Consider the following 15,061-nt stretch of genomic DNA (forward strand, 5'->3'; position numbering starts at 1 on the left):
ATTGGATCGTGAATTTCAATAGCGATTTGCGGAACCTAGAAGGCCCTACGCCCTCTAAGTATTAGCACTCGGTAAATCAGAGTGCTAACATCCAACGCTGGAGTCGTTACCTGAACAAGCTTTTGTCTGATTCCAAAGGAGTTTCCTACGTGAGCCATGCAATGACCCTTCCGAGTACTCTGAGCCCGTCGTCGGCTAAGGCCGCTTCGGCAGGTGCGCTGGCGCTCTCGCATTCCTCGCTGCTGCCCGGTCAACTGGGCAATATCGACGCCTACATCCAGGCCGTAAATCGGATTCCGATGCTGACGCCGGCGGAAGAACGCCAGTTCGCCACCGAATTTCGCGAGCAGGACAACCTCGAGTCCGCGCGCCGTCTCGTCCTGTCGCACCTGCGGCTGGTCGTATCGATCGCGCGCAACTATCTGGGTTATGGACTGCCGCACGCCGACCTGATCCAGGAAGGCAATATCGGCCTGATGAAGGCCGTGAAGCGCTTCGACCCGGAGCAGAACGTGCGCCTTGTGTCGTACGCCATGCACTGGATCAAGGCCGAGATCCACGAATACATTCTGCGCAACTGGCGGATGGTGAAAGTCGCCACGACCAAAGCGCAGCGCAAGCTGTTTTTCAATCTGCGCAGCCACAAGCAGGGGCTGGGCGCGTTCACGCCGGACCAGATCGACGATCTGGCCAAAGAGTTGAACGTGAAGCGCGAAGAAGTTTCCGAAATGGAAACGCGTCTGTCCGGCGGCGACATCGCGCTGGAAGGCCAGGTTGAAGACGGCGAAGAGTCGTACGCGCCGATCGCTTATCTGGCCGACTCGCATAGCGAACCGACCGCCGTGCTGGCTTCGCGTCAGCGTGACAAGCTGCAAAGCGACGGTATCGCAAGCGCGCTGGACGCACTGGACGCCCGCAGCCGCCGCATCATCGAGGCTCGCTGGCTGAAGGTGGAAGACGACGGCTCGGGTGGCTCGACGCTGCACGAACTCGCCGATGAGTTTGGCGTATCGGCCGAGCGGATTCGCCAGATCGAGGCGAGCGCAATGAAGAAGATGCGCGGTGCACTCACCGAATATGCGTAAAGCCTGAAGCGTTTCAGCATGCCGGTTCGCCCGGCGCGCGGTAGTCAACCGCTAAAGCCCCGCCCTCGCAAGACGGCGGGGCTTTTTTTCGCCCATGCCGCCGCATGCCCCCACGCGCCCGCATGCGTGGAACCCGATGCAAGGTCAACGCGTTTCTTGACGTAACACAAACCCGATAGCAATACTGGTCAAACGACGCAAGTCTCGCGACCCAATGCCGCAGCACGGAACCGTTGCGCGCGAGGTTCTGCTCCTAGAATCGGGATGCATTCGCCAGACCGTTGATGCGTTCAAGCGGCTTGGCGCCAGCCGGATTCACCGGTGTGAAGTTGCCTTCTACCGATCATGACCATAGCCCTCAATCGCAATACCGTCCGCCGCCCGAGCCTGCGCAAGAGGTTCCACGGCTGGGTGCGCGGTCCGACGTTGGCGCGGGACATCGCCATCGTCCTCGCCATCAAATTTGTACTGCTGATGGCGCTCAAATACGCGTTCTTCAACCATCCACAGGCAGAGCACATGTCGCTCCCGCCTGAGCAAGTCGCGCAGGCGCTGCTGTCCGTGCCTGCCTCGCATCCGTCCCAAGGTGATCAACATGCCCGTTAGCGAAGTCGTAGAACTGTCGCGCCTCCAGTTCGCCATCACGGCGCTTTATCACTTCCTGTTCGTGCCGCTCACGCTCGGCCTGTCCTGGCTGCTCGTCATCATGGAATCCGTCTACGTGATGACCGGCAAGCAGATCTACAAGGACATGACCCAGTTCTGGGGCAAGCTGTTCGGCATCAACTTTGCCATGGGCGTCACCACCGGCCTCACGCTCGAATTCCAGTTCGGCACCAACTGGTCGTACTACTCGCATTACGTGGGCGACATTTTCGGCGTGCCGCTCGCCGTCGAAGGCCTGATGGCGTTCTTCCTCGAGTCCACCTTCGTCGGCCTGTTCTTCTTTGGCTGGAAGCGTCTCTCGAAGGTCCAGCACGTGGGCGTCACGTTCCTCGTCGCGCTCGGCTCGAACCTCTCGGCGCTGTGGATTCTGGTGGCCAACGGCTGGATGAACAATCCGGTCGGCGCCACCTTCAACTACCAGACCATGCGCATGGAGCTCGACAGCATCTTCTCCGTGCTGTTCAATCCGGTCGCGCAGGTCAAGTTCGTGCACACCGTCTCGGCGGGCTATGTGACGGCCTCGATGTTCGTGCTCGGCGTGTCGTCGTGGTATCTGCTCAAGCGCCGCGACACCGAATTCGCGCTGCGCTCGTTCGCGATCGCCGCCGGTTTCGGCCTCGCCTCCACGCTGTGCGTGATCGTGCTCGGCGACGAATCCGGCTACCGCACCGGCGAAGTCCAGCAGGTCAAACTGGCCGCGATCGAATCCGAATGGGAAACCGCGCCCGCTCCGGCACCGTTTACGATCATCGGGATTCCGAACCAGAAGGAAGAACGCACCGACTACGCGATCCGGGTTCCCTACGCACTCGGCCTCATCGCCACGCGCTCACTCGATGAACCCGTGGTCGGCCTGAAGGACCTGATGGTGCGCAACGAGGCGCGCATCAGGAACGGCATGCTCGCCTACGCCGCGCTGCAGAAGCTGAAACAGGGCGATGTCACCGACGAAGCCAAAGCCGCCTTCGACGCGCACAAGCAGGACCTCGGCTACGGCCTGATGCTCAAGCAGTTCACCGCGAACGTCACCGACGCCACGCCCGACCAGATCACCCAGGCCGCAAAGAAAACGATCCCGCCGGTGGCGCCCGTGTTCTTCTCGTTCCGCCTGATGGTGGGCCTCGGCATCCTGTTCCTCGCGACCTTCGTGCTGGCGTTCTGGTTCTGCGCGCAGCGCTCGCTGCTGCTGGAGAAGCGCCGCTGGTTCCTGCGCTGGGCCGTGTGGGCGATTCCGCTGCCGTGGCTCGCGGCTGAATTCGGCTGGATTGTGGCGGAAGTGGGCCGCCAGCCGTGGACCATCGCGGGCATTCTGCCCACCAGCCTGTCGGCCTCGAGCCTGACGGCAGGCGACCTGTATCTGAGTATCGGGGGCTTCGTGGTGTTCTACACGGTGCTGTTCATCATCGAGATCATGCTGATGTTCAAGTACGCGCGGCTCGGTCCCTCGTCGCTGCATACGGGCCGTTACCACCATGAACAACAGCCGCCGAATCAGCCGCTGAACCAGCCGTTGCCGACCAACACGGTCGCCTGATTCGCCGCCACCGAGTTTCAAGGGAAAAGAACATCATGGATTATGCAAGCCTCAAACTCATCTGGTGGGTGCTGATCGGCGTGCTGCTGATCGGCTTTGCGCTCACCGACGGCTTCGACATGGGCGCGGCGATCCTGCTGCCCTTCATCGGCAGGACCGACGCCGAGCGGCGCATTGTCGTCAATACGGTGGGCGCGACCTGGGAAGGCAATCAGGTGTGGCTCATCACCGCCGGGGGTGCGATGTTCGCCGCGTGGCCGCTGGTGTACGCGGCCTCGTTCTCCGGGTTCTACTTCGCGATGCTGCTGGTGCTGTTCTCGCTGTTCTTCCGGCCGGTCGGCTTCGACTACCGCAGCAAGCGCGAAGACCCGCGCTGGCGCAGTGCGTGGGACTGGGCGCTGTTCGTCGGCGGCTTCGTGCCGGCGCTGGTGTTCGGCGTCGCGTTCGGCAACCTGCTGCAAGGCGTGCCGTTCTCGTTCGACACCGACCTGCGCGTGACCTATCACGGCGGGTTCTTCGCGCTGCTCAATCCGTTCGCGGTGCTGTGCGGGCTCGTCAGCGTGTCGATGCTGGCCGCGCACGGCGCCGCCTTCGTGAAGATGAAGGCGGACGATATTGTGGCCGAACGCGCGTCGCTCGCGCTGCGCATCGCGTCGCTGGCGGCGGTGGTGCTGTTCCTGATTGCCGGCGCGCTGATCGCTACGATGATCGGCGGCTATCAGCTGGTCGACGCGGCGCCGCTCGATACGGTCGCCAATCCGCTGCTAAAGAGCGTGATCGGCGCACCGGGCCTGTGGCTCACCAACTACGCCACCTATCCGTGGATGGTGGCCGCTCCCGCAGCCGGCCTGGTGGGCGGTGTGCTCGCCACGCTGCTCGCGCGTTCGCGCTTTGAAAAGAGCGCGTTCCTGTCGACCTCGCTGATGATCATCGGCGTAATCCTCACAGCGGGCTTCTCGATGTTTCCGTTCATCATGCCCTCCTCGCTCGACGGCCGCAGCAGTCTCACCGTGTGGGATTCGACCTCGAGCCGCATGACGTTGCAGATCATGCTGATCGCCGTGATCGTGTTCCTGCCGATCATCCTGATCTATACGAGCTGGGTGTATCGCGTGATGCGCGGCAAGGTGACTGCGGCAGCGCTCGAAGAAAATCACCATTCGATGTATTGATCGCCAATACGCTTAACAGGAGTTTGTGATGTGGTATTTCAGTTGGATTCTCGGAATCGGCGTGGCGTTAGCGTTCGGCATGATCAACGTGATGTGGCTGGAATCGCGTCGGCCGGTGGAAGCAGGCAAGCATAAGACGCATTGATGCATGCTCAACCGGCCGCGCGCCGGTCGAATAGCCACGCAAAAAAGAAACGGCACCTCGAGGTTCAAGGTGCCGTTTTTTGCGTGGCTAGATGAGAAGCGGTCCCGCCTGCTCTCACGCCGCCCACATTACTTCATGAACAGCGCAGGTGTTCGTGTCCCGTCGCGTGAAGAGATCTGAATCGTGCGGCCGGTTGCGTTGCGAATGCACACGCCGATTTGCGACGCCCCCGCAGCGACTTGCGATGCAACGTATCGCGTGATGTCGTTGATGCGCGGCTGCAATGCACTATCCAGGTAGATGCCGCCGATTCGCTGGTTCGTATTGCAGGCGGCCGCCGTTGGCAGGTTGGCGACATCGTCCCAGTTCGTGGAAGCAGCGTAGATATCCAGCGTCACCGCACTCGTGTCCGTGACGTTCTGCGCAAGTGTCTGCAGATACGAGTTGGTGTACGGATAATCCTTCAGATTGGTGGGCGTCGGGACTTTGATCAGCACGACACTTCCCGCGTCCGAGGTCATCGTGCTATCGCTCGCATGCGTGACGCCGCGGCCATCCACCCACACATCGGCGCTGGCCTTCGAGTAGTACGTCGGGATGCTGTTGCTGCACGCAATGTTCGCATTCGAGCAATTGTCCACAGCGTACTGCAGCGAATCGGTCTTCCACGCGTTGATGAAGTCCGCGTGCGCGGTATACAGGCTTCCCCATTGCGGCACCCACGTGCCATTCACGAAAATCGGATCCATCGACAATTGCGCGGTGGAAAGATCAGGATCCTGTCCCAGGTCGTACGCAACATTGAGTTGCAGTTCCGGAATCTTGACGGGATAGGCGGCCGGACATTTTCCGTCCGCCTGCCGGTAGGCCATGTTCATGATGTGGCTGGCCATGTTCGGCACAAGGGTTCGGCCGTCCCAGCAATCCGGAAAATGGACCGAGATATCGAGCTGCGCGTAAGTGCCGCTGCTGTCCGTTACGACCGGGCAGTGGGTCGGCGCGATCTGGGTGTAGGAGCCGCCGCGGCACAGATAGTTGATCTGCGGTTTGGGCACGGATGAACGGTGATCGCCAGCCAGCATTTCCAGGCCATCGGGAATCGTGTGCAGCGGCACCACCGGCTGATCGTTCTTGTAGTAGGTCTTCTGATAACCCGGCACGACGATTCCCGACGCGCGTTTCAATTGCGGAACCCAGTACGAGGAAGGGTCCGCCGCGACATTACAGGTGGTGACCTTGTTGTCGTTCAGGGAGTAGTACGTACTATATGCATTCGCGCCCGTGTTGCCAAAAAAGTCGTGCACCATGGCCCTGCCAGGCTGCCCCGGAAAGACGATCGCATCGTCCGGCAGCGTGTGCGAATACGCGCATTGAACATTGAACTGGCCACCGGCGTACGCAGCGCCGGCTGGCAGGAAGAACAAGAGGCAGATTGCCGCTCGCATTGACATGGGTAACTCCTGAGCTTGAACGAAAACGCCTTGCCGGTATGACAAGGCGCTCGAATGTCATTAGTTAGCTTACCCAATTATTTTCAGAATAGACCGTGTGTGCGCTACTGCGCCGCACCGCCGTATATCGGTAACTGCCGTGCATAAAAAAGCCTCCGGTGTTAAAACGGAGGCTTCCCGAACATCGTGGCTTGCGAACCGAACCGCCCGATAGACCGAAATCAGCGCGGTTCGAAGCGTCGATAGAATTACGCGGGCAGCGGCGCCGCACCGGCTCCCGTAGCCGGCGACAGACGCGTCGCCAGCTTTTCTGCGTAGCGCTGCGCGGCATCGCCGACGACGATATGGAACCTATCCGCCGCGACCCATGCCGTGTCGAGCGCCGCCAGACGTTGACGATCGACCGCCGACGGGTCACGCACGACGATACGCAGACGCGTTGCCGCCACCGCATCCAGCGACACCACGTTGCCTGCGCCGCCAAACACGGCGAGCCAGCGCAATGGATCCGGATCGAGCGGGCCGCCTTGCGCGCCCGATGCCGTCACCTGCGGAACCGGCGCAGCCGCCATAGTAGGAGCCGGAGCGGCAGCCACCGGCTTCATCGCATCGCCGCCACCTTGCGCGATCACCGTGCGGATTTCATCCGCGATGATGTCCGCTTCCGGTCCGATGATCACCTGCACATTGGTCGACCCGCGCTTGAGCACGCCGCGTGCGCCAATCGTCTTCAGTTCGTTTTCGGAGACCTTGTTCGAATCCACTACCGACAGACGAAGACGCGTCGTGCACGCATCCACCACCGACAGATTCGCTGCACCGCCGAGCGCGGCGATATAACGCTGCGCGCGCGGCACGGCCGCACCGGCGACCGGCGAAACGAAACCGCCAGCGGCAAACGAGTCGGCCTGTTCGTCGGCTGCGGCCGGCTCGCGGCCCGGCGTCGCCATGTTGAACTTACGGATGAAGAAGCGGAACAGTCCGTAGTACACCACCATGTACACGAGGCCGATCGGAATTGCCCACCAGCCTCTCGTCGACAGGCCGTAGTTCAGTACGTAGTCGATTGCGCCCGCGGAGAACGTGAAGCCGAGGTGAATGCCGAGCGCCGAACAGATGGCGAGCGAGAGCCCCGTCAGCAGCGCGTGGATCACGTACAGCACCGGCGCGAGGAACATGAAGCTGAATTCGATCGGCTCGGTCACGCCCGTGAGGAACGACGTGAGCGCCATCGAGAACAGCAGGCCGCCGACCACCGCGCGGCGCTCCTTCGGCGCTTCATGGAACATCGCGAGACAGGCAGCCGGCAGGCCGAACATCATGATCGGGAAGAAGCCCGTCATGAAGGTGCCCGCAGTCGGGTCGCCCGCGAAGAAGCGATGCAGATCGCCCGTCACCGCGGCGCCGCCCGGCGGCGTGAAGGTGCCGAACACGAACCATGTGAGCGAATTGAGGATGTGATGCAAACCCGTGACGAGCAGCAAACGGTTCAGCACGCCGAACACGAACGCGCCGAGCGCGCCCGCGGTGGTCAGCCAGTGGCCAGCCGTATCGATCACGGCTTGCACCGGTTGCCACACGTAGCCGAACGCTATGCCGAGCACGAGGCACACTACCCCCGTGACAATCGGCACGAAGCGTTTCCCTCCGAAGAAGGCGAGGTAATCGGGCAGCTTGATGTCCTTGTACCTGTTGTACAGCAAGCCCGCGACGATACCCGCCACGATCCCGGACAACACGCCCATGTTGAGCTTGTCGTTGATGTCCTTCATCACGGCGACTTCGATCAGATAACCGATCGCGCCAGCCAGACCCGCCACGCCGTTGTTGTCTTTCGCGAAACCGACCGCCACGCCGATCGCGAACAGCAGCGGCAGGTTGTCGAAGATCGCGCCGCCGGCGTCGGCAAATGGAATGAACGCCCCCACCTATCGGACGTTAGGAGCTGAAAAAGTGGACCCTCACGGGCCGCCGGCATCAAAAGTGCCCAAATTGGAAGATCATGAAGGTCTTCACAGGCTAACCGGAGGGTCCGAGATGAAGTATACGACGGTCGGGGTCGACATCGCGAAGACGGTGTTCCAGCTTCACTGGGTAGATGCTGACACGGGGGAGATCGTCAGCCGGCAGCTCAAACGGGCGCTGTTTCTTGAGCACTTCGCGAACCGGGCTCCTTGCCTGATAGGGATGGAGGCGTGCGGCGGAGCTCAGNACCTCTCGATCTACAGTCAGGACGAACTCGACGCCATCGCCGACAGCCTCAACAGCCGACCTCGCGCTACCCATGCATTTCATTCGCCATTCGAGGTCTTCGAACGTATGCTTGCAACCGCGTCGATAACCTCAGCTTCCATTCATTAGCCCCCTGTTGCGCTTCACTCTTGAAACCGCCCAGTCAATCCTCACCCCGGCCATTGATCCCGGTGTTGCGCTTCGCTCTTGAAACCGCCATGCTCTACCCGAGCGCGTATCTTTGATTTATTGTGATTCTTTGCCCGCTTGAGCTCATCGACTTCACCAAGGCGGTTTTTTACGCGGTCATTGGTAAAGTCTTTCGCCTTGGGCGCTTTGCTTGCCATCAGCTCCTTTTGGCTCGCATATGCACTGTAACGTACACACGTTGTTCGTCCCCATGGAGCAGATCAGGCAATGCGTGCTTGTCATGCACGTTTGCCGCTGTAACCATCGGCGACGGGCCGCTCGCCTCAATGGGGGTGGATTGCCTTTTGCAACGAGCGTGGCTTTGCGGCGGCAGCTTTGAATTGCCCGAAGTCGTCTAGCCGATGGAATTCAGGCCACTCACCGCAGTGCTGACGTTTGCCCCCGGGCGATGAGCGTGGCGATGGTGGATTTTAGATGCGCCTTTAAGACATTCACTCCAACAACCCTTCTTCTTCGTTCGAGTGTGCAAGTAATGTCCAGCCAGACCGCGTCAGCATCATGCTCCGCGTGTTTCTAGATGGGGAATATGAAGAAGACCATCACTCTCTGCGAGCTTTTGACTTCTGCAGCCGGTGAGAAAGAATTGTGTCCGTGTGGCTTCCAGACCCGATCTGTCTTCTCGCCCACTATCTCGGTCTCTGTTCGTCACTGGGCGGCCAGGCATCAAACTTCGTTGCATTTCCGCAACGGCTTGTCGCCAACCCAGCCGACAGTAATTTGGTCACACGCAACAGCAATCGGCGGACCGTTTAGTACATCAATTCGGCTGTGTTCACATTTACGACTGGCCCAAACGCGCAGGCAAGCGATGCAAAGACGAGATAGCTCTCGGCAAGCTTGTCATATCGAGTGGAGACGCGGCGAAAATGCTTGATGCGGTTGAAAAACCGTTCGACCAGGTTGCGTGTACGGTACAGCGCACGGTTGTAGCGCCGCGTTGTCTTGCGATTCGAACGCGGGGGAATCACGACCTTCGCACGGGTAGCCCGAATCCGTTGCACGAAGTGGTCAGCATCGTAGCCCTTGTCCGCGATCACCGCTCCGGTGCGCAGATGCTCGACCAGTTGCGCGGCGCACGAGATGTCGGCGACCTGTCCTTCAGTGACGATCAGTCGCAACGGGCGACCTTTCGAATCCACCGCCAGATGCAGTTTGGTGCTCAGTCCGCCTCGAGAACGTCCGAGCGCTTGCGGCCCGCTTTTTTTAAGGCCCCGGCCGAATGCTGGTGCGCTCGCACGATCGTCGAATCGATCAGGATGTGCTCGATTTCGGTCTCGCCTGCCAAAGCATTCGCCACCCGCGCCCACACACCCTTGTTTCGCCAGCGCGAGAAGCGGATATATACCGTATGCCATCGGCCGAATTCCGCGGGAAGATCGCGCCACGGACTGCCGGTTCGGGCAATCCATAGCACTGCTTCGAGGAACCAACGATTGTTGGATGCCGTTCGACCACGGTCGCCTTCCTTGCCCGGCAGGATAACTTGCACTTTGTTCCATACTTCGTCGCTCAGTAACGTTCGTACCATCCTGTCTCGTAGCGCAAAAGACAGGATGTAAACACATTTTTTCAACTTGTGATTACCCACAATTGCACTCCGAAACCTGGTAACCTGGCATAGGTCACGAATGGCGTGCGAGATGGATGGTCAGGAAACGACAGGTAGAAGACCGGGCGTGGCTTGAACAGGAACTCGAAGGCAGCGAATTCCAGGACGTGCGGCTACGCAAGCGTTTTGGCATACTGCTGAAGCAGTTTTGGAAGGGTATGGGGCAGACCATTCCGCTTGCCTGCCAGGACTGGGCCAATACCAAGGCAGCCTATCGTTTTATGGACAATGACCGCGTCAGTGAACAGGACATTCTGAGCGGACATTTTCAGGCAACCACACAGCGTTTCTCCACGACCGATGGGCCAATTCTTGTCCTTCAGGATACCACTACGTCTTCGTACGAAAGGGAGCACCCCGAACTCATCGGCTACGCTGGCAGCACGATAACTTCTGCCCAGCGACGAGGCAGGGAGAAGCCGAGCTCGCAATGCGGCATCCTGATGCATTCGAGTCTCGCAGTGACAGCGCAAGGTCTGCCGCTCGGGCTGAGCGCCATCAAGTTCTGGAGCCGCAAAGAGTTCAAGGACACGGCGACCCGGCGTAACAAGGTCAACTTCACTCGCATACCGATCGAGCAGAAAGAAAGCTTTCGCTGGATTGAGAATCTGCGGCAATCAACGACCCGGCTCGGCGATCCAGATCGCTGTGTGCATATCGGTGACCGGGAAAGCGACATCTTTGAGCTGTTTGACGCTGCCTGCGAGCTCGGAGCGCATTTTCTGGTGGGGGGCGACAATCATTTTGTCCGGTGTAGCGGCGATCATCTTGGCCGGTAGTGAGGAGTCGGAGGCGGCGTAGCCGCCGGAGACGACGAGCTACCGGCGGCGCCGGTTCGGCGGAGGCATAGGATGGCTGACTAAAGCTAAAAAGAGCGGTCAGCCCCATGTCTGGAACCCGCATTACCGAACAACAGGTCCGCCTCTACATGAACCATCGCAAACATCATCCCCAGAAGCTCGCTGCCGCGAAGTCCGGCATGAGTGAGCGCACGGCACGGCGTGTCGAGCACGACGCCGGACTGCCGTCGCAGCAACCCCGACGCTATTGGCGCTCAAGGCCTGATCCGTTCGCCGACGTCTGGGAGAGTGAAGTTGTCCCATTGCTGCGCAGTGTGCCAAAGCTCAAGGCGATCACCCTGCTGCGTAAATTGCAGGAAGACCATCCGGAGCGCTTCCCAGACAGCATGCGGCGCACGCTCGAGCGGCATATCAGCCAGTGGCGCGCCCTCGAAGGCCCCGGCAAGGAAGTGTTCTTCCCTCAAACGTATCAACCCGGCGCGCGAGGCCTGTCGGACTTCACGCACATGGAGAAACTGGCTGTCACAATCGGCGGCGTTGCCTTTGCCCATCTGCTGTATCACTTCGTGCTGGCGTTCTCCCGCTGGGAGTACGCCAGCGTGGTCGACGGTGGAGAGAGTTTCCAGGCCCTCGCGACGGGATTGCAGAACGCGCTGTGGCAGGCTGGTGGCTGCCCGCGCGAACATCGCTCCGACAGCCTGTCGGCGGCATTCAAGAACCTGAAGGACAAGGAAGACTTCACGGCTCGCTATGCTGCGCTGCTCGAACATTACGGGATGGAAGGCACACGCAACAACCGGGGCCTGGGCAACGAGTATGGTGTGGTAAAAAAAATGTCGCGGTGCCTCTTAATGACCCTGTATTGCCTGTCAGGTTGACGCGTCCATGGCGACATAATTTCAGGCTGATACTGATATTCCACTGATCAACATTGGGGGAATATCATGTTTGAGACTCTCTTTACGCGTCCGCATGCTCTTGCTGCCCACACGCTCGCGCCCTGCGTGGAATCCAGGAAACGCTTCCTCGTACATTGTCAGGAACTGGGTTATCCGCCTAAGTCGATCCGCAAGATCGCGTGGGTCCTGCTGGTTTTTTCACAGAGCATGGATCTGTCCCGCCCGCGGTTAATAACGCACGAGGAAATCGCGTTTGCGGTTGACCACCGGATTCGTCTCGTTCGAAGTGAGCGCACGAACGAGTCCCGCAGCTCGCGGCGTCTGTTCATCCATACCGCCACGGCCTGGCTGCGTTTTCTGGGGCGTCTGGAGGAACGGCATCCCACGAGAGAACCATTTGTTCACTATGTCGAGCACTACGTCGATTTCATGCGCGACCAGCGAGGACTCTCTCCTGCTACGATTTCAAACTGTCGTGATGAGATCGGTCATTTTCTGGCGATGGTCTGCCGCCCTGACAGGGCAATTGATGCTCTCACTATCCACGACGTCGACACCTATCTCGCGTACCAGGGCAACCGGGGCTGGTCCAGAGCGTCATTGCACGCGCTTGCGAGCACGCTGCGCAATTTCTTCCGGTATGCGGAAGGACAAGGCTGGGCTACCAACGTTGCGTGCGGCATTGAAGCACCCGTGGTGTATAGGGAGGAGGGTTTGCCGCTCGGGCCAGATTGGGAGGACGTGCAAAGATTCGTGGCCAGTTTTGTCGGCGACAGTGCGATCGATCTACGCAACCGTGCGATGATCATGCTGCTGGTTGTCTACGGACTGAGGCGCGGCGAGGTGGTACTGCTCCGTCTGGAGGATATAGACTGGTGCGGCGAGATCCTTCATGTTCATCGTCCCAAGCAGCTTTGCACACAGCAATATCCGCTGGTGGCAACAGTTGGGAATGCCATTCTGCGTTACCTGAAGGAGGCGCGTCCACGAAGCGCTCATCGTGAGCTGTTCCTGTCGGTTGAGGCGCCGATCCGACCGCTGTCACCTGCGCGCGTAAGCGACATTGTCCGGTCGCGTCTCGCAGTGCTTGGCATCGACATCCCGCGGCGCGGCGCACATTGCCTGAGGCATGCCAATGCCCGGCACTTACTCGATGCTGGTTTTGCCCTGAAGGAGATCGGCGATCATCTCGGCCATCGCAGCGCTTCGTCGACGAGAACCTATGCGAAGGTTGACCTGAGCGGACTGAGGCGTGTGGCCGAAATCGATCTGGGGAGTCTGCTATGACGCTCTCCGAACTTGTCGCCCAATACGTGAGCCACAAACGGGCGTTGGGCATGCGCTTTGATTCCGAAGCGGCCACGCTTGCCTCATTCTGCCGCCGGGTTGATGGCAACATTGATGTGACGTCGGTCACGCTCAGGCAGGTACATGACTTCCTGACTGGCAACAGGCCGCTGACTAACCATTGGCGCAAGAGAAGGTCAGTACTTGACTGCCTGTTTCGTTTTGCCCTCTCGCGTGGGCATGTCTCGGCTTCTCCACTTTCTCGCTACAGTCCGGAATTGCCGCCACCGCTGACACCCTATATCTATTCGCAGCAGGAATTAAAGCGCCTGCTCGACGTGGCTCCGGCGGCATGCAGTCCATACGGTCTGCTGGATGCATATGTTTTGCGTGCACTCATTCTGATGCTGTATGGCGCTTGCCTGCGCCATGGCGAAGCCTTGCGGCTAACCATGCAGGACGTCAATCTCGACGAAGCCGTCCTGCACGTGCACGAGAGCAAATTCTATAAATCGAGGCTGGTTCCGCTAGGCGCAGATCTGAATAGTGCGATGCGAACCTATGCCCGGCAACGCAACCAGAGATTTGGGCAGGCACCGGCTGCGCCGTTCTTCTGTTTCCGCGATGGTCGCCCTGTGACCCAGAAAGCTGTGTGCAAGGCCTTTCAGCGACAGCGCGTCCTGGCAAACATCCAACGCGAAGGCGGTGCGTCCTGCCAGCCGAGGCTGCATGATTTGCGGCACTCAGGCGCAGTGCACCGGCTAACCGCCTGGTATCGCGGTGGCGTGGAGTTGCAACTGTTGTTACCGCAACTGGCCACCTATCTCGGCCACATCGATCTCGCGAGCACCCAGCGCTACCTCACTCTGACGCCCGAGTTGCTGAATGAAGCGGGCACGCGCTTTGAAACTTACTTCCTTGAGGTGCATCATGAATAACTCATCTCTGCTGGGTCCGTGGATCCGGCGGTTCCTGATCGAGTATCTGGTGGGTGAACGTAATCTTGCCATCAATACGCAAAAAAGTTACCGCGACATGCTCATGCTGTTGCTTCCGTATCTGGCCGCCAAGGTCGACAAACGGATCGACCGCCTGATCGTTGATGATCTCTCAGCGCAAATGGTCCGCCTGTTCCTGACGCACATGGAAGAACAGCGCCACTGTATGGTCAGCACACGAAATCAGCGGCTCGGCGGCATCCATGCGCTGGCTCGTTTCATCGGCGAACATGCACCGGAATACGTCGACTGGTGGGCACAGATTCATCTGATTCCCGTCAAGAGAACCAGTCGGCCGGAGATCAGCTACCTTAGCAGGCAGGAAATGGACGCCCTGCTCGCAGCCTTTGACATGAATACAGCACAGGGGCAGCGCGAACATGCGTTACTGCTCTTCATGTTTAATTCAGGAGCGCGTGCAAGCGAAGCCGCGCAGCTCAGGATTGGCGACATTGACTGGCACACGCGTTCGGCCAGCATCGTCGGCAAGGGGAACAAACATCGCCGCTGCCCGCTCTGGAAATCCACAATCGAGGCGTTGCGCTCACAGACTGAAGGCAGGGCCGCCGCCGAACCTGTGTTCCTCAACCGGTTCCACCAGACGATGACGCGCTCCGGCATTCATGCTCTGGTGAAGCGCTGCGCTAGTGCAACATCCCGTAAATAGGTTTAATAATTGTCTGGCTGCAAGTAGGGCTGCAGGAGCGTGACGACCAGCTGGGCCATTTCGTCGAGCGTGCCGTAACCTGGCAGAGGTTCCCATCGCCCGCTATGGCTGCGAAAGGCCGCACCATAACGATTGCGGCTGAGTTCACTCAGGCGTGCCACAACGGTCGGATCCTGATCGTCCACGCGTTTGATCAGCAGATGACGCCCGTAAGCCTGCGTGACGATCTGGTCGTGGCCCAGCAGGGTGCGCAGTTGACGCTGCAGTTCGCTTGCATGATGGTTTGCGGATAAGGCAGGCATGAGC

General features: G+C 59.8%; 13 protein-coding genes and 4 pseudogenes. 12 read left to right on the top strand and 5 right to left on the bottom strand.

What is annotated here, in order from left to right; genetic code table 11:
* Nucleotides 1-149: 149 nt before the first annotated feature.
* From rpoH to cydX, 5 genes are all read left to right on the top strand, one after another.
* A complete protein-coding gene (rpoH, locus tag AC57B1_RS02135; protein ID WP_091796837.1) occupies nucleotides 150-1,085 on the top strand; it encodes an RNA polymerase sigma factor RpoH in 936 nt (311 codons plus the stop codon).
* A 345-nt stretch (nucleotides 1,086-1,430) separates the two neighbouring features.
* A complete protein-coding gene (gene cydP / locus AC57B1_RS02140) occupies nucleotides 1,431-1,691 on the top strand; it encodes a cytochrome oxidase putative small subunit CydP (RefSeq protein WP_496416430.1) in 261 nt (86 codons plus the stop codon).
* On the top strand, nucleotides 1,681-3,285 hold the full coding sequence (locus tag AC57B1_RS02145) for a cytochrome ubiquinol oxidase subunit I (protein ID WP_091793600.1): 1,605 nt from the start codon (nucleotides 1,681-1,683) through the stop codon (nucleotides 3,283-3,285). Before cydP ends, AC57B1_RS02145 begins: the two co-directional genes overlap by 11 nt.
* 35 nt (nucleotides 3,286-3,320) lie before the next feature.
* Nucleotides 3,321-4,457 carry a cytochrome d ubiquinol oxidase subunit II gene (cydB, locus tag AC57B1_RS02150; protein ID WP_496416431.1) on the top strand — a complete coding sequence of 379 codons (1,137 nt, stop codon included), beginning with the start codon at nucleotides 3,321-3,323 and terminating at the stop codon, nucleotides 4,455-4,457.
* Nucleotides 4,458-4,485: 28 nt separating this feature from the next.
* Nucleotides 4,486-4,602 carry a cytochrome bd-I oxidase subunit CydX gene (gene cydX, locus AC57B1_RS02155; RefSeq protein ID WP_091796841.1) on the top strand — a complete coding sequence of 39 codons (117 nt, stop codon included), beginning with the start codon at nucleotides 4,486-4,488 and terminating at the stop codon, nucleotides 4,600-4,602.
* Nucleotides 4,603-4,730: 128 nt separating this feature from the next.
* On the opposite strand, the gene AC57B1_RS02160 is transcribed toward cydX, so the two are convergent.
* Complete coding sequence (locus tag AC57B1_RS02160) at nucleotides 4,731-6,053, bottom strand: DUF1996 domain-containing protein (protein WP_496416432.1); 1,323 nt, start codon at nucleotides 6,051-6,053, stop codon at nucleotides 4,731-4,733.
* 248 nt (nucleotides 6,054-6,301) lie between these two features.
* Complete coding sequence (locus tag AC57B1_RS02165; protein WP_496416433.1) at nucleotides 6,302-7,981, bottom strand: PTS sugar transporter subunit IIBC; 1,680 nt, start codon at nucleotides 7,979-7,981, stop codon at nucleotides 6,302-6,304.
* A gap of 109 nt (nucleotides 7,982-8,090) precedes the next feature.
* Between AC57B1_RS02165 and AC57B1_RS02170 the strand changes: the two are divergent.
* Nucleotides 8,091-8,264, top strand: a pseudogene (locus tag AC57B1_RS02170) (IS110 family transposase); the annotation flags it as partial.
* 3 nt (nucleotides 8,265-8,267) lie between these two features.
* Nucleotides 8,268-8,414 (top strand): annotated as a pseudogene (locus AC57B1_RS02175) (IS30 family transposase); the annotation flags it as partial.
* Between the two features lie 89 nt (nucleotides 8,415-8,503).
* Here the strand turns inward: AC57B1_RS02175 and AC57B1_RS02180 are convergent.
* Together AC57B1_RS02180 and AC57B1_RS02185 are read right to left on the bottom strand one after the other, a co-directional pair.
* Nucleotides 8,504-8,745: pseudogene (locus AC57B1_RS02180) on the bottom strand (IS5/IS1182 family transposase); the annotation flags it as partial.
* 499 nt (nucleotides 8,746-9,244) lie between these two features.
* A protein-coding gene (locus AC57B1_RS02185) for an IS5 family transposase (RefSeq protein WP_496416770.1) occupies nucleotides 9,245-10,023 on the bottom strand; the annotation gives its coding sequence in 2 pieces (ribosomal slippage) (nucleotides 9,245-9,693 and nucleotides 9,693-10,023; 780 coding nt in all).
* 116 nt (nucleotides 10,024-10,139) lie between these two features.
* On the opposite strand from AC57B1_RS02185, the gene AC57B1_RS02190 reads away from it, so the two are divergent.
* From AC57B1_RS02190 to AC57B1_RS02210, 5 genes and pseudogenes are all read left to right on the top strand, one after another.
* Complete coding sequence (locus AC57B1_RS02190; protein WP_496416434.1) at nucleotides 10,140-10,883, top strand: IS4/Tn5 family transposase DNA-binding protein; 744 nt, start codon at nucleotides 10,140-10,142, stop codon at nucleotides 10,881-10,883.
* A 107-nt stretch (nucleotides 10,884-10,990) separates the two neighbouring features.
* Nucleotides 10,991-11,752: pseudogene (gene istA, locus AC57B1_RS02195) on the top strand (IS21 family transposase); the annotation flags it as partial.
* Between the two features lie 96 nt (nucleotides 11,753-11,848).
* The gene (locus tag AC57B1_RS02200; protein ID WP_496416435.1) at nucleotides 11,849-13,090 is read left to right on the top strand and encodes a tyrosine-type recombinase/integrase; all 1,242 of its coding nucleotides are present in this window, start codon (nucleotides 11,849-11,851) and stop codon (nucleotides 13,088-13,090) included.
* Complete coding sequence (locus AC57B1_RS02205) at nucleotides 13,087-14,028, top strand: tyrosine-type recombinase/integrase (protein ID WP_496416436.1); 942 nt, start codon at nucleotides 13,087-13,089, stop codon at nucleotides 14,026-14,028. Before AC57B1_RS02200 ends, AC57B1_RS02205 begins: the two co-directional genes overlap by 4 nt.
* The gene (locus AC57B1_RS02210) at nucleotides 14,021-14,755 is read left to right on the top strand and encodes a tyrosine-type recombinase/integrase (RefSeq protein WP_496416437.1); all 735 of its coding nucleotides are present in this window, start codon (nucleotides 14,021-14,023) and stop codon (nucleotides 14,753-14,755) included. The genes AC57B1_RS02205 and AC57B1_RS02210 overlap by 8 nt, the downstream gene beginning before the upstream one ends.
* 2 nt (nucleotides 14,756-14,757) lie before the next feature.
* On the opposite strand, the gene AC57B1_RS02215 is transcribed toward AC57B1_RS02210, so the two are convergent.
* The gene (locus AC57B1_RS02215) at nucleotides 14,758-15,057 is read right to left on the bottom strand and encodes a hypothetical protein (RefSeq protein ID WP_496416438.1); all 300 of its coding nucleotides are present in this window, start codon (nucleotides 15,055-15,057) and stop codon (nucleotides 14,758-14,760) included.
* Nucleotides 15,058-15,061 lie beyond the last annotated feature (4 nt).

It is taken from the genome of Paraburkholderia sp. BGA-UO-ETr-F21 (assembly GCF_059567925.1).

Coding starts and splice junctions, on each gene's coding strand:
- cydP (WP_496416430.1), top strand. CDS start 1,431: ATGACCATAGCCCTCAATCGCAATACCGTCCGCCGCCCGAGCCTGCGC.
- AC57B1_RS02145 (WP_091793600.1), top strand. CDS start 1,681: ATGCCCGTTAGCGAAGTCGTAGAACTGTCGCGCCTCCAGTTCGCCATC.
- cydB (WP_496416431.1), top strand. CDS start 3,321: ATGGATTATGCAAGCCTCAAACTCATCTGGTGGGTGCTGATCGGCGTG.
- cydX (WP_091796841.1), top strand. CDS start 4,486: ATGTGGTATTTCAGTTGGATTCTCGGAATCGGCGTGGCGTTAGCGTTC.
- AC57B1_RS02160 (WP_496416432.1), bottom strand. CDS start 6,053: ATGTCAATGCGAGCGGCAATCTGCCTCTTGTTCTTCCTGCCAGCCGGC.
- AC57B1_RS02190 (WP_496416434.1), top strand. CDS start 10,140: ATGGTCAGGAAACGACAGGTAGAAGACCGGGCGTGGCTTGAACAGGAA.
- AC57B1_RS02200 (WP_496416435.1), top strand. CDS start 11,849: ATGTTTGAGACTCTCTTTACGCGTCCGCATGCTCTTGCTGCCCACACG.
- AC57B1_RS02205 (WP_496416436.1), top strand. CDS start 13,087: ATGACGCTCTCCGAACTTGTCGCCCAATACGTGAGCCACAAACGGGCG.
- AC57B1_RS02210 (WP_496416437.1), top strand. CDS start 14,021: ATGAATAACTCATCTCTGCTGGGTCCGTGGATCCGGCGGTTCCTGATC.
- AC57B1_RS02215 (WP_496416438.1), bottom strand. CDS start 15,057: ATGCCTGCCTTATCCGCAAACCATCATGCAAGCGAACTGCAGCGTCAA.